General features: G+C 63.6%; 19 protein-coding genes and 1 riboswitch. Of the genes, 7 read left to right on the forward strand and 12 right to left on the reverse strand.

Features of this window, described 5'->3' with window-relative positions:
* Positions 1 to 3: 3 nt before the first annotated feature.
* The 3 genes from L8F45_RS16360 to L8F45_RS16370 form a co-directional block, all read right to left on the reverse strand.
* Positions 4 to 1,929, reverse strand: a complete 1,926-nt coding sequence (locus tag L8F45_RS16360) for a glycosyltransferase (RefSeq protein WP_342363471.1) — start codon at positions 1,927 to 1,929, stop codon at positions 4 to 6.
* A complete protein-coding gene (locus tag L8F45_RS16365) occupies positions 1,926 to 2,984 on the reverse strand; it encodes a glycosyltransferase family 4 protein (protein WP_342358936.1) in 1,059 nt (352 codons plus the stop codon). The genes L8F45_RS16360 and L8F45_RS16365 overlap by 4 nt, the downstream gene beginning before the upstream one ends.
* Before the next feature lie 75 nt (positions 2,985 to 3,059).
* Positions 3,060 to 3,875 (reverse strand): FkbM family methyltransferase, encoded by an 816-nt coding sequence (locus L8F45_RS16370; RefSeq protein WP_342358937.1) that lies wholly within the window; start codon positions 3,873 to 3,875, stop codon positions 3,060 to 3,062.
* 990 nt (positions 3,876 to 4,865) lie between these two features.
* On the opposite strand from L8F45_RS16370, the gene cobU reads away from it, so the two are divergent.
* Positions 4,866 to 5,414: a bifunctional adenosylcobinamide kinase/adenosylcobinamide-phosphate guanylyltransferase gene (gene cobU, locus L8F45_RS16375; protein WP_342358938.1), complete on the forward strand. Its 549-nt coding sequence runs from the start codon at positions 4,866 to 4,868 to the stop codon at positions 5,412 to 5,414.
* A complete protein-coding gene (locus L8F45_RS16380; RefSeq protein WP_342358939.1) occupies positions 5,411 to 6,904 on the forward strand; it encodes a cobyric acid synthase in 1,494 nt (497 codons plus the stop codon). The genes cobU and L8F45_RS16380 overlap by 4 nt, the downstream gene beginning before the upstream one ends.
* Here the strand turns inward: L8F45_RS16380 and cbiB are convergent.
* From cbiB to L8F45_RS16410, 6 genes are all read right to left on the reverse strand, one after another.
* On the reverse strand, positions 6,874 to 7,848 hold the full coding sequence (gene cbiB / locus L8F45_RS16385) for an adenosylcobinamide-phosphate synthase CbiB (protein WP_342358940.1): 975 nt from the start codon (positions 7,846 to 7,848) through the stop codon (positions 6,874 to 6,876). The two genes, L8F45_RS16380 and cbiB, sit on opposite strands and share 31 nt — an antisense overlap.
* Positions 7,845 to 8,696, reverse strand: coding sequence for an ABC transporter substrate-binding protein (locus L8F45_RS16390; RefSeq protein WP_342358941.1), 852 nt, complete (start codon positions 8,694 to 8,696; stop codon positions 7,845 to 7,847). Before L8F45_RS16390 ends, cbiB begins: the two co-directional genes overlap by 4 nt.
* Positions 8,693 to 9,481 carry an ABC transporter ATP-binding protein gene (locus L8F45_RS16395; protein ID WP_342358942.1) on the reverse strand — a complete coding sequence of 263 codons (789 nt, stop codon included), beginning with the start codon at positions 9,479 to 9,481 and terminating at the stop codon, positions 8,693 to 8,695. The genes L8F45_RS16390 and L8F45_RS16395 overlap by 4 nt, the downstream gene beginning before the upstream one ends.
* Positions 9,478 to 10,485 (reverse strand): FecCD family ABC transporter permease, encoded by a 1,008-nt coding sequence (locus tag L8F45_RS16400; RefSeq protein ID WP_342358943.1) that lies wholly within the window; start codon positions 10,483 to 10,485, stop codon positions 9,478 to 9,480. The genes L8F45_RS16395 and L8F45_RS16400 overlap by 4 nt, the downstream gene beginning before the upstream one ends.
* 91 nt (positions 10,486 to 10,576) lie before the next feature.
* Positions 10,577 to 10,778: riboswitch (cobalamin riboswitch) on the reverse strand.
* Between the two features lie 64 nt (positions 10,779 to 10,842).
* Positions 10,843 to 11,766 (reverse strand): dihydrodipicolinate synthase family protein, encoded by a 924-nt coding sequence (locus tag L8F45_RS16405; RefSeq protein WP_342358944.1) that lies wholly within the window; start codon positions 11,764 to 11,766, stop codon positions 10,843 to 10,845.
* Positions 11,763 to 12,518 carry a GntR family transcriptional regulator gene (locus L8F45_RS16410; RefSeq protein ID WP_342358945.1) on the reverse strand — a complete coding sequence of 252 codons (756 nt, stop codon included), beginning with the start codon at positions 12,516 to 12,518 and terminating at the stop codon, positions 11,763 to 11,765. The genes L8F45_RS16405 and L8F45_RS16410 overlap by 4 nt, the downstream gene beginning before the upstream one ends.
* Positions 12,519 to 12,575: 57 nt before the next feature.
* On the opposite strand from L8F45_RS16410, the gene L8F45_RS16415 reads away from it, so the two are divergent.
* Complete coding sequence (locus L8F45_RS16415) at positions 12,576 to 13,460, forward strand: SMP-30/gluconolactonase/LRE family protein (RefSeq protein WP_342358946.1); 885 nt, start codon at positions 12,576 to 12,578, stop codon at positions 13,458 to 13,460.
* 9 nt (positions 13,461 to 13,469) lie between these two features.
* Here L8F45_RS16415 and L8F45_RS16420 read toward each other — a convergent pair whose 3' ends face one another.
* From L8F45_RS16420 to L8F45_RS16430, 3 genes are read right to left on the reverse strand one after another with little or no spacing between them, the layout of a single operon-like run.
* Positions 13,470 to 14,726, reverse strand: a complete 1,257-nt coding sequence (locus L8F45_RS16420) for a glucarate dehydratase family protein (RefSeq protein ID WP_342358947.1) — start codon at positions 14,724 to 14,726, stop codon at positions 13,470 to 13,472.
* Positions 14,727 to 14,741: 15 nt separating this feature from the next.
* The gene (locus L8F45_RS16425) at positions 14,742 to 15,554 is read right to left on the reverse strand and encodes an NAD-dependent epimerase/dehydratase family protein (RefSeq protein ID WP_342358948.1); all 813 of its coding nucleotides are present in this window, start codon (positions 15,552 to 15,554) and stop codon (positions 14,742 to 14,744) included.
* Between the two features lie 15 nt (positions 15,555 to 15,569).
* Positions 15,570 to 17,237: an IclR family transcriptional regulator domain-containing protein gene (locus L8F45_RS16430; protein WP_342358949.1), complete on the reverse strand. Its 1,668-nt coding sequence runs from the start codon at positions 17,235 to 17,237 to the stop codon at positions 15,570 to 15,572.
* Between the two features lie 218 nt (positions 17,238 to 17,455).
* Here L8F45_RS16430 and L8F45_RS16435 point away from each other — a divergent pair, with 218 nt between their 5' ends.
* The 4 genes from L8F45_RS16435 to L8F45_RS16450 all read left to right on the forward strand — a co-directional run bounded on the left by L8F45_RS16435 (position 17,456) and on the right by L8F45_RS16450 (position 22,606).
* The gene (locus L8F45_RS16435; protein ID WP_342358950.1) at positions 17,456 to 18,403 is read left to right on the forward strand and encodes an aldose 1-epimerase; all 948 of its coding nucleotides are present in this window, start codon (positions 17,456 to 17,458) and stop codon (positions 18,401 to 18,403) included.
* A gap of 88 nt (positions 18,404 to 18,491) precedes the next feature.
* Positions 18,492 to 20,438, forward strand: coding sequence for an ABC transporter substrate-binding protein (locus L8F45_RS16440; protein WP_342358951.1), 1,947 nt, complete (start codon positions 18,492 to 18,494; stop codon positions 20,436 to 20,438).
* 51 nt (positions 20,439 to 20,489) lie between these two features.
* The gene (locus tag L8F45_RS16445; protein ID WP_342358952.1) at positions 20,490 to 21,476 is read left to right on the forward strand and encodes an ABC transporter permease; all 987 of its coding nucleotides are present in this window, start codon (positions 20,490 to 20,492) and stop codon (positions 21,474 to 21,476) included.
* A gap of 2 nt (positions 21,477 to 21,478) precedes the next feature.
* Positions 21,479 to 22,606 carry an ABC transporter permease gene (locus L8F45_RS16450; RefSeq protein WP_342358953.1) on the forward strand — a complete coding sequence of 376 codons (1,128 nt, stop codon included), beginning with the start codon at positions 21,479 to 21,481 and terminating at the stop codon, positions 22,604 to 22,606.
* Positions 22,607 to 22,613: the final 7 nt, after the last annotated feature.

Below are 22,613 nucleotides of genomic sequence, written 5' to 3' on the forward strand. Positions count from 1 at the left end.
GATTCAGCGCCCGCGGGCGACGCCGAAGACTTCGCTCGCCGTGAGGAACTTCACTGCGCCCGAATCCTGAAGAACGTCGAAGAGCTGATCAAGAAACCGGTCGATCCAGTCATCATGCACGAGATGGTGCGTGAGAAGGCCAATAGGCTCAAGCGTGGCGCGCGGCCCGGCAAGTTGCTGCGAAATCAATTTCGATAAAAGGGAAAGCAGCTCACTTTCATCGCGCAGGCCGCCGCCATCACGCCAGGCGATCGGATCCCAATGCGTATTGACGCATCTTAACGCGCCCGCGGCCAGCGGTTCGCGCGCCTTGCCGAACGAGGAATAGCCGCGATAACCGGCCGCGACGAGCAATTCGGCAAATTGCGGAGTCATCCGGTTCCAGGGCGGCGCAAAAACCGGCAGGGCGCGCGATGGCGCAAGGGAGACAGCTCGCATCCAACCATCGCGAAGCTCACGCGTCATCGCGGCCTCGTCGCGGCCCGCGGGATATTCGCTTTTCCTGGCGCCGGCGGGCGCATGATTGGCGTGCGCCCAACCGTGGACGATCAATTCAATATCCGGAACCTCACTGAGCTCCGTTTCCAGCGATGGAGACAACCGAGAGGGGACGACAGCGAGCGCAGCTGGAATCCGCCTCCGGCCGAGCCGTTGCAGGAAATCGCGCAGCGCACCCGTCATCTCGACAGCGTCATCATCGCGAATCCAGATCGGCACCATGAGGCCGCGCGTCCGCAATTCATCGAGCGTTCGCTTGAGCTCGGACCAGCCCGCCACGCGCTGCTTCGCGCGCGTCAACTGTTGTGCGACAAGATCGGCCGTGCGTGACGCGCCATCGACCTTGATGACGCTCCAGTCCGGCTTCGCGCGCCCGGCCGCGCTCTGCGCTTTCGCCGCAAGCGTTTCCGCCGACAACGCGCTCTCTTCGATCACGTCAACGAGGCCAAGGCGCTGCAGCGCTGCCGCGCGCAGGGTCTGCTCCTCTTCGCCGCCCTGCGCGAAGGGAACAACGATCGCGCGAAGACCGGCCGCAGCGAGATCGAGCACGGTGTTGTAGCCCGCCTGGCTGATCGAAAGTTCGGCCCGCGCAAGCAGCGCCGGAAAGTCACTGCGCGCGCGTTCGACGATCGCATTGTCAGGCGCGCTCGCGCGCAACGCAGCGAATTCGGCGTCGGGAAGGCTATGGCCGGCGAGGATGCGCCAACGACGATCAGGAGTGAGCCTGGCGGATTCGACAGCCGCCGCCAGCAATTTTTCTCCGGCGCTCGACCCGCCTGCGGACACAATCACATCCTCGCGCTCGCCCAAAGCCGCATCTCGAGCGCGTTCGGCATCCCTGACATAGCCGGTCGCAAGAATCCTGCGCTCGACCGCCTTGTTCGTCGGCCACGACGCCGACAATGGCGTCACGGCGTCGTCGCCGTGCAGAAGGATCGCATCATAGCGTCGACCGAGCAGGCGATGAACATTGTCGATTTTATCGCGCCGCGACGGCGAATGCAGCACGTCGCGAATGGAGCAGAGGATGGCGGGGCGATCCGTCCGCGACCAGGCGCGGTCGAGAAGCGCCTCGAACTCGGCGCGAATCTGCCGGCGCCCGAACGGAAACAGTTCAGTGATGAGCACGTCCGGCCGCACCTCATCGAAAGCCGCGAGCAGCTCGTTCTTGCGACGCGACATCCAGCTTTCGTCTGCGCCCCCGCCGCCTTCCCTGTAGATCGTTCGAAAATCGCCGGTCTCGCAATAGATCGGCGGGAGCTGGATGAGTTCGCATCCAGAAGTCTCGGCCATCGATGTCGGTTTGCCGCCGGAGACAAGAACGACGCGCCAGCCCTGTTTCGCCAGCGCGCGCCCGATCGCGGCGGCGCGGACGAGATGACCGACGCCGAGCAGATGCGTGACGACGATCATCGCCGTTCCCGTCATCATCCGCACGCCAATGTCGTGGAGACGCCGACAGCGGCGAGCCCATCGGAGATGATTTGTGCCGCCGCTTCCAGCGATCTCTCTTCATGCACGAATCTCGCCGCAGCGATCCGCATGCGATCGCAATCCTCGCTCTCGCAGAGGCGCTGGATCGCATCGGCAAAGCCCGCGATATCGCCGGGCTCCGTCAAAAATCCCGTCTCGCCATGCCTGATCACATCAGGCACGCCGCCATAGCGCGCGGCGATACAAGGGACCCCATGCGCCTGCGCTTCGAGATAGGACATGCCGAACGCCTCGTTCACGCCCGGCCACACGAACGCATCGGCGCCGGCGTAGAGAGCGCTCAGCTTCGTTCGATCATCGACCTGTCCGTGAAAGCGAATGCGCTCGCCAAAGCCGGCGAGCATCGCCTTCACATTGCGCCAGTCGGCGCCATCGCCGACGACATCGAGCGTCCAGGCGCGCCCCTTGATCAGAGCGAGCGCGGCCGCGAGCTGGCGATAGGAGCTCTCCTTATCGCCCGGCCGCATCATGGCGACGGTCAACAATCGCGGCGGCTCCTGACGCGCCCGGACAGGCGCATTGAGCGCCGGCCATTCCGCGAGATCGAGAAAGGGCTTCAGATCCATGACGCGCTGCTGCGCCGGCTTCGCCTTCTCCAGTTCGGCGCGATCATTTCCCGTCAGGGCGAAAACGACATTCGCAGCCACGATCGCATCGGACGCCGCCTGAAATCCAGGCGCGAATTCGCCTTGCGCGCGCTTCGGCGAGAGCGAAGCTTCCGCGATGAGATAGGGTTTCGACAGCGCTGCGGCGAGCCGAAGCCCAAGCAAATCCGGCGACTTGTAATAGACGTGATAGGTGAACACGAAGGCGGCGCGATCCGAACCGCGCGCGCGTTCGGCGCTTGCGATGCGCTCGAATTCTTCACCGGCCGCGGCGCGCAAGCTTTCGAGTTCCGTCGCAACGCCCGTCGTCAGGCGCATGCGAAGCGGCGAACAGATATCGACTTCGACGCCATTTTGCTGAAGCGCTCGGACAAGCAGACGCGCCATTGTCCGGTCGCCGGACGGCGACGCGTCATCGGGCGATTTCATCGGCGTGAGAAAAAGACAGCGCATCGGGAAAAATCAGACCGGCGCGAGCCAGCCGACATGGAGCGCTTTCAACGAAGCGCCGAGGCGCGCATCGTCCTCGATCGCCGCAAGCGCGTCTGCGCTTTGCCACTCGGATATTTTCATCTCGACCTTCGCCACATTGCCGATCGCCGCGATGAATTTGCGAATGCGCGCGCCGACGTCGGCGACATCGACGCCAAGTCCAACGAGATTTTCGGGATGGAACGAGATCAGGAAATCGCAGCGATGGCGGATGACGAGATCAAGCAGCGACGGCAGATTCTCGTATTCCGCGCCTTCCATGTCGACTTTGAGCAGGGATATGCCTTCCCCATTGATCAGCGCTTCGACATCTTCAAGCGGCGCGCCCGGCGCGAAAAAGGATTGCGTCACCGTCACGAGCTTGCCGCGCCGCTCGCGTCGCGCGGCGATCGATGTTTCGCTGTCGCCGAATTCCTTGGCGTGCAACTCCACCCATTCGCGTCGCGGCCAGATCGCGGCGCAAACGGCGGTGAGGCGCGAGGGATCGCGCAGCTTGGCGCGATTGCGCAGCAGTTTTTCCAGCGCGTTGGGATCGGGCTCGACGGCGATGGTCTTGCGCCCCGCAGCGACAGCAAGCAACGCGTAGGGACCGATCCAGGCGCCGACATCGATCACCACGCCGTCGCGCGCCAGCGAGCGGCGATAACGTTCGACGAAATCCGTCTCCCATGCGCCCGACGCCACCTGCGACCAGAACCGCGGCTTCACTGAGGCGCTTTCATCGCGCGAATAGCGATCGGTCTCCGGGTCGACCTCGAACTGATGGGGACCCATCGTGATCAGCATACGTCAGACGCTCTCTTTCTCGCCGCGGCGACCGCGCGCTCCCATCGAGCGCTCCTCAGAAACAGGTTTGCTTGTGGCCGCGCCTCGGAGTCCCGTCAATCAATGCGGAATTTTCGACGCCGCCCCTTGACACCGCGTGACTAAATTCCTATTATCTTGATATCCCACCGCCATCAGAGGCGTTTCCGGAACGTTGACGGAGATGGGCGGGGGAGCGGCGGCGGCTGTGACGGTGCGGAGTAACGCCCCCCGTGCGGCGAGGCCGGGCCCAAGACGCAAGGCCGTGAAGCGGTCCAAGGACCGGACCGCCAGCGCAGTAGCTATGCCACCGCGGAGGTTTTCCGAAAGGAGAGTCTCTTTCAGTGAAGGCGGCGCTGCGCAGGAGAAAGGGAAGGCAAGAAGAGGGTCCGCCTTCCCGCGCCCTTGCGGAGCAAGCCTGAAAACGCCGCGCGCGGGGCGGTCGGTTCGCTGATCTGGCGGGCTGGCATCTCCACCATACTTTTTCGCGCGAGGCCGCCAGCGTCGCGCGAGCCACACCGCCCCGCGCCCCCTCTGGGGAGCAGGCAAGCGAAGGAAGAAGGGAAGAGGATCAAAGCGGGAGAGGAGATGAAGCCGTGCGAAGGCGCGGGAATTTGGCGCGCCCGTATCTCAGCCGTCATCCCAGCGCGAAGCGAAGCTTCGTCGCCGGGCGCGCTGCAGCGCCATAGCCGACGCGAATGCGTCGGCGTCGCATGACGGCCGCCGAAGGCGGCCTATGGCGGTGCGGCGCAGACCCGGGACCTCCGAGGGGCTAGCCACTCCCCAAGCGATCCCGGATCAGCGGCGCATCATTGCATGCTGCGCCGCGTCCGGGATGACGGGGTGGATGAAGAAAGGCGCGTTCCCTCTCCCCGCATGCGGGGCGAAGGAAGGCGCAAGCCGCTGGAACTGCGCGCGATTGACTCCCCATCCCACGCCCTCCAAAGCCCGTCACGGAGATCCAGCGCAAATATGAGCCCGCATCTCACCTTCATTCTCGGCGGCGCGCGCTCGGGAAAATCGCGGCTGGCCGAGCAACTCGCGCGGGCGGCGAGGCTTGAGAAAATCTATATCGCGACCGCCGAAGCCTATGATGAGGAAATGCGCGAGCGCATCGCGAAGCATCGCAGTGATCGCGGCGCGGACTGGACGACCATCGACGCGCCGATCGCGCTCGCTTCCATGCTGCGCACGCATGCGGCGCCGACAAATATCCTGCTGGTTGACTGCCTCACGCTCTGGCTCTCCAACATCATGCTCGCGGAGCGCGATGTAGAGGCGGAGATCGAAGCTCTCCGCACATGCACAGAGCGTCTTCGAGGCCCGGCGATTGTCGTCTCGAACGAAGTCGGACTTGGCATTGTGCCCGACAATGCGCTGGCGCGGCGGTTCCGCGATTGGCAGGGGCGATTGAACCAGATGATCGCGGCCGAAGCGGATCGCGTGATTTTTGTCGCCGCAGGATTGCCGCTCGTAATGAAAGGTCCCGCGCTCGACGCGGCCGCGGGAAGCGCGGAATGAGCGAGCCTCGCGAACGCAAACCGGCTGTCATGGTGATGGGCACGGGCTCCAATGTCGGAAAGTCGACCTTGGTCGCGGGTCTCTGTCGGATTTTCGTCAAGCGTGGGCTGAATGTGCGGCCGTTCAAGCCGCAGAACATGTCGAACAATGCGGCTGCGGTCGAAGGCGGAGAGATTGGCCGCGCGCAGGTGGTGCAGGCGCTGGCCGCGAAGGTTCCCGCCTCTGTGCATATGAATCCGGTGCTGTTGAAGCCGGAAGCCGACAATCGTTCGCAGATCATTGTGCAGGGCAAACGCTTCGGCCTGATGCGCGCGCGCGATTTCGGCGCGCGACGCGAAACGCTGATGCCTCACGTCATGGACAGCTTCGCGCGGTTGGAGCGCGAAGCCGACCTCGTGATCGTCGAAGGCGCCGGCAGCCCGGCGGAAATCAATCTCCGGCGCGGCGATATCGCCAATATGGGCTTCGCCGAGGAAGCCGATATTCCCGTCATCCTCGCCGGCGACATCGATCGCGGCGGCGTCATCGCCAGCCTCGTCGGCACCCATGCGGTGCTGCCGGATGACGAGCGCGAACGCATCAAGGCGTTCCTCATCAATAAATTCCGCGGCGATGTCAGCCTGTTCGATGATGGCCTGAAAGAGATCGCATCTCGCACGGGATGGCGTTCGCTTGGCGTCGCGCCGTGGCTGCCGGAAGCGGCTTGGCTTCCGGCGGAAGACGCGCTTGATCTTGAACGCGAAAAATCCACGCGCGGCCGCAAGCTCAAGATCGCGACGCCTGTGATCGCGCGCATCGCGAATTTCGACGATCTCGATCCGCTCGGCATGGAAAGCGATGTCGAACTCGTCTTTGTGCGCCCGGGCGAGCCGCTGCCCGGCGACGCCGATCTCGTCGTCTTGCCGGGATCGAAATCAACTATCGCCGATCTCGCCTTCTTCCGCGCGCAGGGATGGGACATCGATCTCGCCGCGCATGTCCGCCGCGGCGGCCATGTGCTCGGTCTCTGCGGCGGTTATCAGATGCTCGGCAAGACCATCGCCGACCCCGATGGAATAGAGGGGAAGCCGGAAAGCGTTGCGGGGCTGGGCTTTCTCGACGTTCATACAACGCTGTCCGGCGACAAGATCACGCGATCGATCGAGGCGACGCATCTCGCGACGGAAACGCCGATCCGCGGCTATGAAATCCATCTCGGGCAGACGTCGGGCGCAGATTGTGAACGCCCCGTCATCGCGATCGACGGAAAGCCCGACGGCGCAACGTCGCGCGACGGGCGCGTCGCCGGAACCTATGCGCACGGCTTCTTCGTCAGCGACGCGTTCCGCAGCGCGTATCTCCGCTCGTTCGGCGCTGCGTCCTCGCTCGCCTACGCCGAACGAGTCGAGCAAGCGCTTGAAGCGCTCGCCGACCATCTCGAACGACATCTCGACATCGATGCCATTCTCGATATCGCGCGTCAGCGAAGCAGAACGAAAATTCCTGCATAGACGCCAAACTCGGCGATGCAGGCGCCAACGAGAATCCGCAGCGCGCGATCGATGTCGGCGCTATCGACCGCGCGACCTTCGCCGTTGAGGAAAGGGTCATCGACGCGATAGCCCGGATATTGACGCGGCCCGCCAAGCGCGACGCCGAGGCTCGCCGCCATCGCGGCCTCGGGCCAGCCCGCATTCGGCGAGCGATGCAGGCGCGCATCGCGAAACATTGTGCGAATGGGCTCGAGCAATCTGCCGCCGGAGATTGCGCCGCCGATGGCGACGAGAACGCCTGAAAGACGCGCCGGAATCCAGTTGAGCGCGTCGTCGCATCGCGCCGAAGCCCAGCCGAACATGAGATGGCGCGCGCTGCGATGGCCGATCATGGAATCGGCCGTGTTCACGGCCTTGTAGATCACAAGGCCGGGCAGTCCGAACAACGCCAGCCAGAAGACGGGCGCGACGACTCCGTCGGAGAAATTCTCGGCGCAGGATTCGATCGCGGCACGGCTGACGCCTGACTCATCGAGCGCATCTGGGTTGCGACCGACGATCATCGAGACAGCCCGACGCGCCGCAGGCAAGCCGCCATCGCGGAATGCGGCGCTGACACGCGCAACATGCTGATAGAGACTCTTCTGCGCGATGAAGATCGAAGCGATGAGGCCGAGCGCAAGCGTGTCGAACGGCGGCGGAGCGAGACGCGCGAGACGATCGATCAGAAACGCCGTCATGCCGGTGATGAGAACGATCGTCGCAAGAGCGGCGACGCCCGTCATTCGGCGCATCGCCGTCGTCGTGCGCTCATCGTTCCAGCGCGCATCGAGCGCGCTGATCAGTCGGCCGATCCAGACGACGGGATGCGGCCAGCGACGCCATATTCCATCGGGGTCGCCAATCAGCGCGTCGAAAACCAGCGCGGCGAGAACGACGGGAATCGCGTCGTGAAAACTCATCGCGGTCGCTGCAACCGCAACACCTGTTCGGTCAGCCGATCAAGCGCGTCGACCAGCATGGCGCCGCCGCAGACCGTCAGGCTTTCAGGCAGGACGAGAATGCGATCGCGGGGATAGCGGCTGGCGATGGCGGGATGCAGCATCATGGCGCGCCCCTGATCCTCGGCCACGTCGTCGTCGCGGCTGACAAGCAGGAAGTCGGGTCGCAGCGCCACGATCGCTTCGAGCGACATGAATTTGCCGTTGCGGACGCCCGTCGCCGCAGCCGCGTTGCGCATGCCGACCGCGTCGAGCAGCGACGTCATCAGGCTGCGCTCGCCGGAGACCCAGCCGCGACGCTGCGCTGGCAAAGCTGTCGCGCCCCGCTGCATCACGGCGGCCCTGGCGCGCGCCAGCGCTGCATCAATGGATGCAACCTGCGCCATCGCCTGCTCGCGTCGGCCGATCAATTCGCCGAAGCGCATGATCTGGCGTTTCGCATCCTCGATCGAATTGATCGCATCGAACTCCTCGACGCGCACGCCCTGAATCTTCAGAAGCTCGCGCGTCGCGCGCTTGGTGTAGCGCCCGGCGACGACGAGATCGGGCTGCAGCACCAGCACATCCTCGGCGCCGCCGGAGAGAGTGGGATAGCCCGCCGCCTGCTTCGCAAACCAGGATCGCACCGCGTCGCGCGCATAGGGGCTGAGTCCGCCGATCTGCGTGGGCGCAGCCATGGAGAGCAGATGCTGATCGGTGCAGAGATTGATCGAGGCGATCCGCTCCGGCGCTGCGGTTCGCTGCTGCGCGTGCGCCACGCCCAAAGGCGCAAGCGCGGCAAGACCGGCGAGAGCGATCCAGAACTTCATGACGCGTCAACCGCGGCGACAGTCGCAAGGATCGTGCGATCGCCGTGCGGAATCCATTCGGCCGAGACGCCGAACACGGCTTTGAGCAATTCAGGCGTCAAAGTCGATTCAGCGGGGCCATCCGACGTGATGCCGCCCTGATGCATGACGATAATACGATCGGCATAACGCCACGCCAATGAAAGGTCATGCATCACCACGATCACGAGCCTCCCTTTCCCAGCCATGTCTTTCAGGACCGCCATGACGGAGAGCTGATAATGCGGATCGAGCGAGGCGATGGGCTCATCGGCGAGAATGACAGGCGTTTCCGAAGCCAGCACGCGCGCCAGCGCGATGCGCGCGCGTTCGCCGCCGGACAGTTCCGTCACAGGGCGATCGGCGAAAGCAACCGTTCCCGTCGCCTCCATCGCGCTCTCGACCGCAGCAATATCCTTTTCGTTCAGGCGGCTCGGATCGCGCGAGCCATGGGCGTAGCGGCCAAGCGCGACGATGTCGCGCGCGGGCAAGGGCCAGTGCGTGACATGGCCTTGCGGGAGATAGCCGATGCGCTGCGCGCGCGTCGCAGGCGACAGCGTCGCAGCATCTTCGCCGCCGATTTCGATGCGGCCGGACGAAGGCGCGAGGCCGACGATCGCCTTCACCAGAGTCGTCTTGCCGGCGCCGTTCGGCCCCAGCAGGGCAACGAGCCCCGAAGAAGGAAAATCCGCGGAGACATCGCGCACGATCGTCCGCTTCGAAAGCGAGACCGAAAGGTTGCGGAAGCTGAGTTGCGGTCCGCTCATGCGATCGCGCCGCTGAGCGCGCGCCGTTCGCGCACGATGAGATACAGGAAGAACGGCACGCCGATCATGGTCGTGAGAACGCCGACCTTGATGTCAGTCGTCGAGGGAATCACGCGCACGCAGAGATCGGCGGCCGTCAGGAGACACGCCCCGGCGAGCGCGCTCGGAACAAGAAGCCGCTTCGGATCGTACGCCACGAAGGGCCGCATGAGATGAGGCGCGACGAGGCCGATGAAGCTGATGGTTCCCGCCACGGCGACAGAAGCTCCGACGCCAAGCGCCACGGCGACGATCACGATCAGCCGCAGCCGCCGCACCTGAACGCCGAGGCTTTCCGCCACCTCCTCGCCAAGCGTGAGCGCGCGAAAGGCGTCGCCAAAGCGCAGAAGAATCGCGGCGCCGATGATGATGAAGGGCGCCGCCATGAGCACATGGCGGAAGCTGCGATCCTCCAGAGAGCCGAGCAGCCAGAATGCGATCTCGAGCGCGGCGAAGGGATTAGGCGAGAGATTCATGGCGAGCGCGGTCGCGGCGCCCGCCAGCGCGGAAACGGCGAGACCGGCGAGGATCAGCAGCAGCAGGCTCGCATCGCGTCCGGCGACGAGCACGATCAGAAAGACCGAGATGAAGGCGCCAATGATCGCTGCGATCGGCAGCGCGAAGGAAAGAGTGTCAGCGAGACCAAGCGAAATGGTGCAGACGGCGCCGAACGCCGCCGCCTGCGGCGCGCCGAACAGCGAGGGCGCCGCGAGCGGATTGCGCAGAAGTCCCTGCAAGGCGGCGCCGGAAAGGCCGAGCCCGCCGCCAATCAGAATGGCGAGCAGCGCGCGCGGCAGGCGGATGTCGATGATGATGGCGCGATCGATGTCGCTTGCGCCGCCCAAAAGAGCGCTGATGATGCGCGCGGGTGGAATAACGACGGGCCCAACGCCGAGCGACAGGATCGCGAGCGCGATCAGCGCAATCGAGAGCGTCGGAATCAGAAATGCGCGCGGCGACTTCATGCGTCGCTTTGCTCGGCATCGAGGCCGAACCGATTGGTCGGGCCTGCGCAATCGCAATCCATCGGCTCTCCGCGTCGGCCCACCGCCGAGTCAGTTTGTCACGCTCTCGGCCGGTCTCCTGACTCGCGGCTGATGACGCCCGTCTCCGCCTTCCCGGCCTTTCGGGCCAGTGACGTCGAAGAGACAGGCTCGCCGCCTACAGTTGCGGGGGCAGTCGCGGCTTTCATCGTCGCCGATGTCACCGCATTCCCGTTTCACTTCCCAAGGGAAGCTCCGATAGCGGAGCGCACAAAGCAGAAGGCGCGCGGCTTGGCAATTCCAGCCGCGCGCCTTCGATGCGTCGGGAGATGTTCGAGGCTATTCCGCCGCGACGCGGCTCGGGATCAGGCCCCAGCCGCGCAGCACGTCGGCCAATTGATCGCGATCCGCCGCGTCGAGCGCGGGCAGGCCAGGCTGGCGCACCGGCCCCACGGCGAAGCCGATGAGATCAAGCGCCTCCTTCACCACGGTCACATTCGCGCCATTGCCGAACTTGGTGCGCATCTGCTCGAATTTCGCGATCGTGGTGACGAGATCACGCACACGGTCGAAATATCCGGACTCGAGCGCGGTATGGATTGCGAGCGAACGGGCGGGATCGACATTCACGAGGCCCGACGTGAAGCCGCGCGCGCCGACGGCATAGAAGGGCGCAGCCCAGCCTTCAGCAAGGCCGCAAACCCAGAGCGCCGTCGCCGGGCCGCTGGCGCGCACGCATTCAGCCAGCATCATCAGGTTCGTCGCGGCGAATTTCACGCCGGCGACGTTGGGATGATTGGCGACGCTCATGAGGTCGTTGAAGCTCATCGCGTCGGACCTGACATAAGCGACCAGCGGAAGGTCGACCTCGTCGGCGAGCGTGCGGAAATATCCGGCCTGCGCCTGCGGCGCGGCGAAAGGATCGAGCGGCTGATGCGCCATGATGGCGTTCGCGCCCGCACCCTTGGCGCGCTTGCCAAGCTCGATCGCCTCCTTCAGCGAACGGCCGACAGCCGCCGTCACCAGCGAACGACCGGCGTTCGCTGCGATCGCGGTGTCGTGCGTGAGCCTGACCTCGTCAGGCGTGAGCGCATAGAATTCGCCGGTGTTGCCGGCGGAAACGATGTTCTGGATGCCCGCTGTCGCGATGCGATCGACGATGCGCGTCATCATTGCGGCATCAATCGCGCCGTTCGCACCATAGGGCGTGACATGGACGCCGGAAATGCCGGCCAGGCCTGCGCGCACACTCTGCTTTGTCATGCGATCTCTTCCTGTTTTGCTGTCGTCGCCCGACGTTCGAAAGCCGTCTTCACATGCTGCCGTCCGGATCGAACGACATGATCCCGCATCGCGCGCTCGGCCGCATCGCTGTCGCGTTCAGTCAACGCGTCGAGAATGGCGCGATGCTCGGCAAGCGCGCGTTCGCGCTCCTCGACATCGCCGAGCAGAAAGGCGCGCGTGGCCGAATCGTAAACGCGCTGGCCGATCAACACGCGCTGGAGATAGCGGCAATCGGAGATCGCGTGGATCGCCTCGTGATACTGCTCGTTGAGCTGGATCAGCTCCGGCACATCGCCCACTTTGGTCGCGGCCGCCATCTGCGAAAATATCTGCTCGAGATCGGCGAGATCAGCGTCGGTTATAGTGGCCGCCGCCATACGGGCGATCATGCTCTCGAGCGCCGCGCGCGCCAGCGCCATCTCTTCCGCCTGACGCGCGTCAAAGGTCACGCGCGAACTGCGGCGAGGTTCGGTCACAATCAGCCCCTCGCCTTCCAGCCGGCGCAGCGCCTCCTTTACGGGCGTGGTCGAGATGCCCAACTCCTCGGCGATCTGGCGCTCGTTCAGATCCGAACCCGACGGCAGCTTGCCGGAAATGATCGCCTGCCGAAGCACGCCATGGACGTGATCGCGCAGTCCCTTGAGGACGATCGGATCGAAAGGCTCCAGCGGCGCGCGCGCCATCATCACGTCCGTGTGGAAACGGTAAAGCTGAGAAATCTGATATATCAAACTTCGGGCTTGTCAAATCCTGCGAGTCCGAAATCTAAGGGAGGTCAGAGGACATCCATGCGCACCGACTTCCCCGAAATCACCGTCCATATCGATCGCCAGCTCGGCCTCGGCGAAGGCCCTTGCTGGAGCCCGGAGGAGCAGGCGCTCTATTTCATCGACATCCAGGCGCCGGCGCTGATGCGCCTCGATCCCGCAACCGCCGCGATCAGAAGCTGGCGCATGCCGGCGACGATCGGCAGCTTCGGCTTCTGCCCGGACGGGCGCGCTATCGTCGCGCTGCGCAACGGCGTTCATTTCTTCGACTTCAAAACGGAGACGCTGGAATTTCTGGTTCATCCCGAACCGGACAAGCCGACCAACCGGCTGAACGACGGCAAGATCGGTCCGGATGGCCGCTTCTGGGTCGGCAGCATGGATGATCGGCCCGACCGGCAGCCGGTCGCCGCGCTCTACCGCATCGACGCCGACGGCTCATCGCACCAGATGTTCGATGGACTCTATGTCTCGAACGGGCTCGCCTTCTCGCCTGATGGACGTACGCTCTGGCATTCGGACAGCCGCGGCCCCTGGGTGCATACGTTCGATCTCGATCGGAAAACAGGCGCGCTTTCAAATCAGCGCAAGGTGATCACGCTGACCGACGCAGAAGGACGGCCTGACGGCGGCGCCTGCGACACCGAGGGTTATTATTGGTCGGCCGGCGTCTCGGCTGGCTGCATCAACCGCATCGCGCCCGGCGGAACGATCGAGCGGAAGATCAAGGTTCCACTTGCGGCGCCGACGATGCCCTGCTTCGGCGGCCCCGATCTCAAGACGCTCTATGTCACATCGCTGACAAGCGACCGGCTTGGACCGAAGGAAGCGGGCTCGCTCATCTCATTCCGCGTGGATGTTCCCGGCGCGCCAATCGCGAAGTTCGGCGAGCCGCTGAAGCTGTAATTTTCGTGCTTAGAATCGCGGACGATCGCCTTTCCAGTCCGGCTGATGCTTGCGCATCTCCTTGCCGTCGTCGCGCTTGCGAATGCCGCAATCGAGCCAGTTCTGATGGAGGCGCTTCAGCGCCGCGCGATCGAGCTTCACGCCTAATCCATGGCCGGCCGGCGGCGCGAGCGCGCCGCCCCTGATCGCGAGCTTGCCGCCCTCGATCACCTCATCCTCCTGCCAGGGATAATGCGTGTCGCAGGCATAGGTGAGATTCGGAATCGTCGCGCCGACATGGGTCATGGCGGCGAGGCTGATACCCATATGCGAATTCGAATGCATCGACACGCCGAAGCCGAAGACGCGTCCGAGATGCGCAAGCTGCTGCGTCGCGCGAAGGCCGCCCCAGTAATGGTGATCGGTGAGAACCACCTGCACCGCGTTCAACCTGATCGTTTCAGGGATATGGCCGAACGCGATAGTGACCATGTTGGTTGCAAGCGGCATGGTCGCGAACTTCGCGACCTCGCCCATGTCCTGAAGCGTCGGCGCGGGATCTTCGAGATATTCAAGCAGTCCCGTAAGCTTCGGCATCAGGCGGCGCGTGGTCTCGACGCTCCAGCCGCCATTGGGATCGATGCGGAGGGGATAGCCGGGAAATGCATCGCGCAGAGCGCGCAAAGTCTCGATCTCGAATTCCGGATCGAACACACCCGCCTTCAGCTTGATCGAGCCGAATCCATACTCGTCGATCATGCGCTTCGCCTGAGCGACCATCTGCTGATGGGTGAGCCCCTCGCCCCATGAATCCTGCGGATATCCGGGATCATCCTTGTGGCGCGCGAATTTGTAGAAGAGATAGGCGCTGTAGGAGACGTTCTCCCTGACCGCGCCGCCAAGAATTTCATAGAGCGGCCGCTTCGTCGCCTGCCCCTGCAGATCAAGAAACGGAACCTCGAATGCCCCGAGCGCCGATGCGCGCGCCTTGTCGCCTTTCGCGGGAAAGGCGGCGGCGGCATCGCCGAGATCGGCGAAGCGCGCATAGACTGCGCGCGCCAACGCGTTCAGATCAAATGGGTCAAGGCCAACAAGTTTGGGTGCAATCGCATTGAGATCGGCAAGCGTCGCATCCTCGCCATAGCTTTCGCCGAGCCCTACGAGCCCGTTGTCCGTTTCGATCTCAATGATCGAACGCACCGCCCAAGGCTCGTGGCAACCTGCAACATTGAGCAGGGGTGGATCGCGAAAAGCGATTGGAGTGATGCGAACATCGGCGATGCGCATTATGAGCTCCTTCGCCTATCGATCCGACTGGGGAACGGGATCGCCGGCATATTCGAGGGCGCAAAAAAGCCCGCCTTGATAATAGCGCTCGACCGGATTGAACACGACCTTGGCTTCGCCGGCTGCGGCGGCTTCCGCAAACGCGTCGGCGCTGTCCTGGGGCGCGTAGCCGAGCGAATGCGCATGCGAATTGTCATACCAGGAGGTGGAATTGTTCGACACGCCATAGACGATGTCATTGTGGATAGCCGGATGCTCGAGGCCGATCCGGCAAAGCTGCGCGAGATCGCGACCGCTGATCCAGATCGCCATTAGCCGTTTGCTCGTCGGCTCTTCGCCGGCGTTGCCGATGCGGACATGCAGGCTCTTCACGCCATACTTGTCGGCGTAAAGCGCGCCCACGGCTTCACCCCAGCATTTCGTCAAGCCATATTGCGAATCCGGGCGGGGCAATGCCGTGTGGTCGATTGTCTCGCTGCGCGGATAAAATCCAACCGCGTGATTGGATGAGCCGAAGACGACGCGCTTGGCGCCCTTCTTTCGCGCGGCCTCATAAACATTCCAGAGGCCGATGATGTTCGTCGGCAGCAGCGTGTCGAAATCGGCCTCGAAGGGCACTCCGGCCATGTGAATGACGCCATCAATCGAGTCCATCGCGCGCTCAACGACGCTGAGATCGGAGATATCGCCGACGATTCCCTCTTCGTTTTCTCGGAGGTCCTGCGTCGGCAGCCTGTCGAAGCAACGAAGCAGCTCGTATCTGCCGGCAAGCTCACGCCGCAATTTCGTTCCGATGCGCCCGGCGGCGCCGGTCAGAAGCACTTTCATTTCCGACTCCAGAGATCAGCGAAGAAGCTTGTCACGATCTGCGCGGCTGACCGCGAAAACGGCGCCCGACAGCGGCGCATCCGCCAATTGCTGCGGCGACAATCCGAGCCGGCTGCTGACGATGAAAAGCATCCCGCTATCGCCGCCGCCGAATGTCAATCCAGTCGGGCGCGGCACCGGTAGCGCCAGAAGCTGCAGATCGCCGCCGCCGCGCGGAACGCGCGCGACCGCCCAGCCGTCCCACAAGGCGATCCAGAGATCGCCGGAAGAATCTACCGCCAGCGCCGTGGGCTTGCCGTGGATCGGATCGATGCGCACGAAGGCTTTGGCTTTCCCAAGACCGGTTCCGCTCAAAGAAATTTGCAGTATTTCGCCCGTATCGGCGCAGGCTGCGAGCAAGGCGTCGCGCGAAGGAGCGAGAACAACGTCTGTCGCACCTGATTCCAATTCAAGCGCAAGCGAAGCGCCGTTCGCGCCAAGACGATAGAGGCCGCACCGCGCATCGCCATTTGTCGCTGCGGCGACGGCGAGCCAAACGTGATCGTCCGCGACAGCGCAGGCGCCTCCGGCGTCCGCCAACAACGCGCCTTCCACGCGCGGCCAGAGCGGGCTCGCCTGGCCGTCGCTGATCAGCTTTGCGCCGGAAGCCGTCGCCGCGAACCAGCGATCGCGTCCGACAGGCGTCAGCGCGGTCACCGGCGCCTCAAACGCAATGATCTGCTTCGAGGTTCGCTCCGGCATGTCGGCGGCCATCATCGCGGGCGCGAGCGCGTCGATCCATGTCAGTCGCTCATGCGTCACGTCCCACGCCGGCGCCTTCGCGTGAAATGCGCGGCTGTTGCAGACGATGTTGATTGTCTCGCTCTCTCCGCCGCGGCGAACGCGATCGACTCGCCGACTCATTGTCTCACTCAATCGCGCAGCCGCGGCGGCCACCTCCGCGCCAATCTGATGCGCGCGTTCAAGAGTCATGCGGAACGATGGCCCCGAGACCGCGAACGCGCCAATCGCAGTCCCGTCGCGATCGACAGCGGCGGCGCCGACGCTGCGCATGCCGGTCTCGAACTCCTCGTCGTCGATCGCATAGCGTCGCAATCGGAAGAGATCGAGTTGCGCGCGAAGCTTGGCGATGTCAGGCGCCTGGACGCCGGATTTCTGATCGGCCTGAAGGCGGGCAAGCACATGTTCGCGGTCCGACGCAGGGAGCGTTGCGATCACGGCTCGTCCTGTCGCGGTCGCGATCAGGGGTTGGCGCGCGCCGAGCTGGGCGCGGGCGCGCGCCGTGTAATCGCTCTCCGCCTGCTGGATGGTGATCGTCTCGTCGCCAACGCGCACGGCGAAGGACGCTGTTTCGCCGGTCAATCGGTTAAGCCCGCGCACTTCCGAGAGCGCCAGCAAGGGAAGATCGCCAAGCGGCCAGACGCCTTGCGCATATTCGAGAATCTTGAAGCCGGGATAGTAGCCGCTCACGCCGGCGCCCGACCTCACCATGCCCTGCTGACCGAGCGCGTTCAAAATCCGATAAACCGTGCTGCGCGGCAGACCAAGCGCGCGAGCGAGCGATTGCGCCCGGTGCCGACCAGGCTCCTGGCCAATCAGGTCAAGCAGACTCAAAGCCTTGGCGACGAGGCCGGCGCCTTGCGGCAACGTTCCCTCCTCACCCTGTTCCTGCCCTGCCTGCATCGGGTCTTCGCGCCCAGTCATACCTTCTACTTTAGGCGAACGATTTTAGCAGGCAACTATAATTCTCATACACTGAGAAATTATATGGCCTAACACATCGTTCCTAGTCATGTGTCGCAATTTCTGAGAATCGTGATTGACTTGGCCGACCCTCCCTCCTAGCGTCCCGGCGGGAAGAAACGCCGGCCCGAAACAACGGGTCTCTTGAGGGATCATCTGTGACCGTCCTTGCGGCGCAGGCTGCGCGTCATTCAGCATCTCCAGAGCCGCTCCAGAAGGACGGGCTGCCGCTGCTCGCCGCCGGGAATCTCCGGGCGGTCGTGGCTGCTGACTCCGGCGGACGGATCGCGGAATTCTGGCGGGAGTCGCGCGACGGAAGGCGAGACGTCATCGTCCCGATGCCTCCAGGCCATTTTGACGCGGACGCATGGCCGAAGGCCGGCATTTATCCGCTCATCCCCTGGTCGAATCGAATCCGCAACGCCCGCTTTTCCTTTGGCGATCGTGAAGCGACGCTCCGGCCGCACCCCGCCTGCGCTCCCCATGCGCTTCATGGTTTCGGCCATGCGCATCGCTGGCAGATCACGCAGCGCTCCGCGATCAGTCTGACGATGGGTCTGCGGCATGATCCGAGCGAAAATAAAGAGGCCGGCTGGCCGTGGGCGTTCGAAGCCCGTCAGACCGTGACGCTCGATCTCGTCGGCCTCGCCATCGAAATCGACATTCGAAATATGTCCGCCGAGCCGATGCCCGTTGGCTTCGGCTCTCATCCCTTTTTTGTCGCGCGCGCCGGCGACGTCGTGGAATTTTCGGCTGAGGCCGAATGGGCGGTCGATGAGACGGGATGTGCGACAACACGGCGCGAACTTGGCGCCGCACGCCAGCGCATCGTCGCAGGCTCAAGCGAAACGCGCCATTTCAGCGCCTGGTCCGGCATCGCGACGCTGCGCCGACAGAGCGGCGAGCGGGTGATCGTGCAGGCCTCTTCGCCGCTCAACCATCTTGTCGCGCATGCGCCCTCGGGCGCAGACTATGTCTGCGTTGAGCCTGTCAGCCATGTCGTTGACGCCTTCAATCTCGACGCGGCAGGCGCGCCTGACACTGGCGCTTTCGCGCTGGCGCCTGGCGAAAGCCGCGCCGCTGTCGTGCGCATCTCGCTGGAGTGAAGAAGTCAGTTTCACAAGCATCAGTTTCACAAGCAAGCCGGCCCGGACAGAGATCCGGAACGACCGCAGCAATGAATGGGAGGGTCACATGAGCGACAGGACGAAGGGCGGAAAAGGCCAGAGCCGCCGCACCATCTTGAAGGGCGCCGCAGGCGTGGCGGCTTACGCCGCCTACGCGCGGCCCGCCTTCGCGCAGGCGGCGAAGGAAGCGCCCGATCTCGCGAAACTTGCAGCTGACGGCAAGCTGCCGAAGCTGGCGGACCGCGTCAGCGCAAGCCCACTGGTCATCAAGGTCGACAAGATCGGCCGTTATGGCGGCCAGATTCGTCGCGGCCTGCGCGGCTCGGCTGATCATAACGGCATCCTGCGCATGGTCGGCAACCAGGGCCTGGTGCGCTGGAATCTCGCCTTCACGGAAGTGCTGCCGAACGTCGCCGAGAAGTGGGAGGTCAATGCGGATTCGACCGAATTCACCTTCCATCTGCGCAAGGGCATGAAATGGTCGGACGGCAAGCCGTTCACGGCGGACGACGTCGTCTTCTGCGTCGAGGACTGCGCCAAGAACACCGATCTCTACAAGTCTGCGCCCTCGCCGCTCGTGATCGGCGGCAAGGTCGGCGCGGCGACCAAGGTCGACGAGACCACGGTGAAATTCACCTTCGCCAGCCCCTATGCGCTGTTCCTCGAACAAATGGCGACGCCGCTCGGCCAGCATCCGACCTTGTTCCCGAAGCATTACGCCAGCCAGTTCCATCCGAAATACAACGACAAGGTCGCCGATCTCGTAAAGGCCGCGAACATGTCGGACTGGCCGACGCTGTTCCGCGCCAAGCTCGGCGATATCGAAATTCCGTCGCGCTGGAGCAATCCGGAGAAGCCCACCATCGATCCGTGGGTGATCAAGGAGCCTTACACCGGCGGCGCGACGCGCGTCACAATGGAGCGCAATCCCTATTTCTGGCAGGTGGACCAGGAAGGCAATCAGCTTCCCTATGTCGACAGGCTGGCGTTCAATATCTCGCAGGACGTCGAGTCGCTGATGCTCGATGCGATCTCCGGCCGCCTCGACATTCAGGAGCGCCATCTCGACACCCTGCAGAATAAGCCGACTCTCTCGCAGAACATGCAGAAGGGCGGCTACCGCCTGATCGAACTGGTCAACTCATCTGCGCAGCAGATGCAGATCTATCTGAATATGACTCACAAGGACCCGAAGCTGCGCGAGATTCTCGGCAACAAGGAGTTCCGTCAGGCGCTGTCACTTGGCATCGACCGCAAGGAAATCATCGACATCGTCTATCTCGGCCAATCCGAGCCCTATCAGACCGGACCGCGGCCCGGCCATCCCTGGTATCATGAGAAGCTGGCGCGCCAGTTCACAGAGCATGATTCCAAGAAGGCGGCCGCGATGCTCGACAAAATCGGGCTCGACAAGAAGGACGCGCAAGGGTTCCGTCTGCGTCCGGACGGGCAGAAGCTGTTCTTCGCGATCGACGTCATCCCGACGCTCTATCCCGATCACGTGGACACGCTGGAACTGGTGAAGCGTCACTGGGCGGAGATCGGCGTCGACATCAAGGTCAACACGATCGAGCGCGCGCTGTACTACACGCGCGGCGACAACAACGACCATGACGCCGCCGTGTGGCCGGGACCGGGCGGGCTCGATCCGATGCTCGACCCGCGCGACTTCTTCGCGCAGCATCCGCAGGGCTCGCGCTACGCCGTGCCGTGGACGCTGTGGTACGTCTCGAACGGCAAGGACGGACAGGAGCCGCCGGAAAGCCAGAAGCAGCGCATGAAGCTGTTCGACGAGGCGCGCGCCACCGCGGACATGGACAAGCGCGGCAAGGCGATGAAGGCGCTGTTCGATCTGACCGCGGATGCGTTCGAGACCATCGGCGTCTGCCTCGGCGTCAACGCCTTCGGCATCTGCAAGAACAACCTGCAGAACGTGCCGACGAAATATCCTAACGCCTGGTCATGGCCGAATCCGGGCCCGGCTCTGCCGCAGCAGTTCTTCTTCTCAACCTAAGGCCTTGCGCCGGCCGCTTTGGCGGCCGGCGCTCACCTCCCGCTCACATCGATGCTGCGCTTCATCATTGTTCGCCTCCTCTGGATGATTCCATCGCTGGTGGTGATCAGCTTTCTGTCGTTCGTGCTGATCCAGTTGCCGCCCGGCGACTACGTTACAACTTATATCGCGACGCTCGCCGCTTCTAACGAAGTTGTCGACCAGAACACCGCCGCAGAGTTGCGGCAGCGCTTCGGGCTCGATCAGCCGATGATCGTGCAATACTGGAAATGGATTTCCGGCATCGTGCTGCGCGGCGATTTCGGCCTGAGCTTCGAATGGCAACAGCCCGTCTCCGGACTGATCTGGGAGCGCATGGCGCTGACGCTGGTGCTCACTTTTTCGACATTGCTGGCGACCTGGGGCATCGCGCTGCCCATCGGCGTCTTCTCTGCTGTGAAGAAATATTCGATCGCCGATTATATCGTCACGACGATCAGCTTTCTCGGCCTTGCCATTCCGAGCTTCCTGCTTGCGCTGGTGCTCATGTATTTCGCCGCGGTTGAGCTCGGCCAGGAAGTTGGCGGCCTGTTCTCGGAACAGTATCTCAACGCGCCCTGGAGCCTGGGCAAGGTCGTCGATCTTCTGCACCATCTCTGGATTCCCGTGATCATCCTCGCCGTTTCGGGCACCGCGAGCCTGATCCGCGTCATGCGCGCCAACATGATGGATGAGTTGAACAAGCCCTACGTCACCACGGCGCGCGCCAAAGGGCTGTCGGAATTCCATCTGCTGATGAAATATCCGGTCAGAATCGCGCTCAATCCCTTCATCTCCACCATCGCCTGGCTGCTGCCGAACCTCGTGTCCGGCTCGATCATCGTCGCCATTGTCATGAGCCTGCCGACGGCCGGTCCGTTGCTGCTGCAGTCGCTGATGGCGCAGGACATGTATCTCGCCGGCGCCTTCGTGCTGCTCATCTGCGCTCTCACGCTTGTCGGCTCGTTGATCAGCGACATCCTGCTGGCGCTCGCCGATCCGCGCATCCGGCTGGAATAGAAATGACCGACACTGCGCTTCAGGCGGTAGATCCCAAGCGACTTGCCGTCGCTTCACAATGGCAGCTCATGTGGTGGGCGTTCCGCCGCCACCATGCAGCCATGATCGGCCTGTGGATCACGGTGATATTCTACATCGTCGCGATCATCCCCGGCTTCTTCGCGATCAATGATCCGTCGCGCCAGAACGCGCGCGCGGTCTATCATCCGCCGCAGGCTATCCATTTCATCGACACGCAACCTGACGGAAGCTGGTCGTTTCGCCCTTACGTGCATCCGACCGTGCTGAGGCGCGACCCGCAGACGCTCGCCGCCGTCTTCTCGGAGGACACCACGCGTAAAAATCATCTGACCTTGTTCGGCGCCGGCTATGAATATTCCGTGCTCGGGCTCTTCAAATCGACGCTTCACCTGGTCGCGCTGGAGAATCCGAGAGAGACGGTGTTCTTCCTCGGCGCTGATCGACTTGGACGTTGCGTCTGGAGCCGCATGATTGAAGGCGCGCAGATTTCGCTGTCGGTCGGCCTTGTCGGCGTAATCCTGTCGCTGACGCTCGGCGTCCTTCTTGGCGGAATCTCCGGATATTTCGGCGGGCGCATCGATTTCGTCATCCAGCGCGTCATCGAATTCGTGCTGTCGCTGCCGAGCATTCCGATCTGGCTCGCCCTTTCCGCAGCGCTGCCTCAGAACTGGCCAGCCATTCTCAATTATTTTATGATCACAGTCATCCTCTCGCTCACGGGATGGGCGCAGCTCGCGCGCGTCGTCCGCGGCCGGTTCTTGAGCCTGCGAACTGAAGAGTTCGTCACTGCGGCGCGACTGGACGGCGCGTCCGAGGGACGCATCATCTTCCGGCATATGCTGCCGAGCTTCATGAGCCACATCATCGCGTCGATCACACTGGCGATTCCCGCCATGATCCTGGCTGAGACGTCTCTGTCGTTCCTTGGCCTTGGCCTCCAGCCGCCGACGATCTCATGGGGCGTTCTGTTGCGCGAGGCGCAGAATATCCGCTCCATCGCCACGGCGCCGTGGCTGTTCGCGCCTGGCGCTGCAGTAGTGATCGCGGTGATCGCTCTCAACTTCCTGGGCGACGGTCTGCGCGATGCCGCCGACCCCTACAACAAGTGAACGGGAT

Origin of the sequence: Terrirubrum flagellatum, assembly GCF_022059845.1 — a bacterium.
Lineage (GTDB): Bacteria > Pseudomonadota > Alphaproteobacteria > Rhizobiales > Beijerinckiaceae > Terrirubrum > Terrirubrum flagellatum.

Excerpts from the sequence above, each read along its gene's own strand:
- L8F45_RS16415 (WP_342358946.1), top strand. The coding sequence starts at position 12,576 with ATGCGCACCGACTTCCCCGAAATCACCGTCCATATCGATCGCCAGCTC.
- L8F45_RS16380 (WP_342358939.1), top strand. The coding sequence starts at position 5,411 with ATGAGCGAGCCTCGCGAACGCAAACCGGCTGTCATGGTGATGGGCACG.
- L8F45_RS16440 (WP_342358951.1), top strand. The coding sequence starts at position 18,492 with ATGAGCGACAGGACGAAGGGCGGAAAAGGCCAGAGCCGCCGCACCATC.
- L8F45_RS16395 (WP_342358942.1), bottom strand. The coding sequence starts at position 9,481 with ATGAGCGGACCGCAACTCAGCTTCCGCAACCTTTCGGTCTCGCTTTCG.
- L8F45_RS16430 (WP_342358949.1), bottom strand. The coding sequence starts at position 17,237 with ATGCAGGCAGGGCAGGAACAGGGTGAGGAGGGAACGTTGCCGCAAGGC.
- L8F45_RS16425 (WP_342358948.1), bottom strand. The coding sequence starts at position 15,554 with ATGAAAGTGCTTCTGACCGGCGCCGCCGGGCGCATCGGAACGAAATTG.
- cbiB (WP_342358940.1), bottom strand. The coding sequence starts at position 7,848 with ATGAGTTTTCACGACGCGATTCCCGTCGTTCTCGCCGCGCTGGTTTTC.
- L8F45_RS16360 (WP_342363471.1), bottom strand. The coding sequence starts at position 1,929 with ATGATGACGGGAACGGCGATGATCGTCGTCACGCATCTGCTCGGCGTC.
- L8F45_RS16405 (WP_342358944.1), bottom strand. The coding sequence starts at position 11,766 with ATGACAAAGCAGAGTGTGCGCGCAGGCCTGGCCGGCATTTCCGGCGTC.
- cobU (WP_342358938.1), top strand. The coding sequence starts at position 4,866 with ATGAGCCCGCATCTCACCTTCATTCTCGGCGGCGCGCGCTCGGGAAAA.
- L8F45_RS16400 (WP_342358943.1), bottom strand. The coding sequence starts at position 10,485 with ATGAAGTCGCCGCGCGCATTTCTGATTCCGACGCTCTCGATTGCGCTG.
- L8F45_RS16420 (WP_342358947.1), bottom strand. The coding sequence starts at position 14,726 with ATGCGCATCGCCGATGTTCGCATCACTCCAATCGCTTTTCGCGATCCA.
- L8F45_RS16445 (WP_342358952.1), top strand. The coding sequence starts at position 20,490 with ATGCTGCGCTTCATCATTGTTCGCCTCCTCTGGATGATTCCATCGCTG.
- L8F45_RS16450 (WP_342358953.1), top strand. The coding sequence starts at position 21,479 with ATGACCGACACTGCGCTTCAGGCGGTAGATCCCAAGCGACTTGCCGTC.
- L8F45_RS16365 (WP_342358936.1), bottom strand. The coding sequence starts at position 2,984 with ATGGCGCGTCTGCTTGTCCGAGCGCTTCAGCAAAATGGCGTCGAAGTC.
- L8F45_RS16390 (WP_342358941.1), bottom strand. The coding sequence starts at position 8,696 with ATGAAGTTCTGGATCGCTCTCGCCGGTCTTGCCGCGCTTGCGCCTTTG.
- L8F45_RS16370 (WP_342358937.1), bottom strand. The coding sequence starts at position 3,875 with ATGCTGATCACGATGGGTCCCCATCAGTTCGAGGTCGACCCGGAGACC.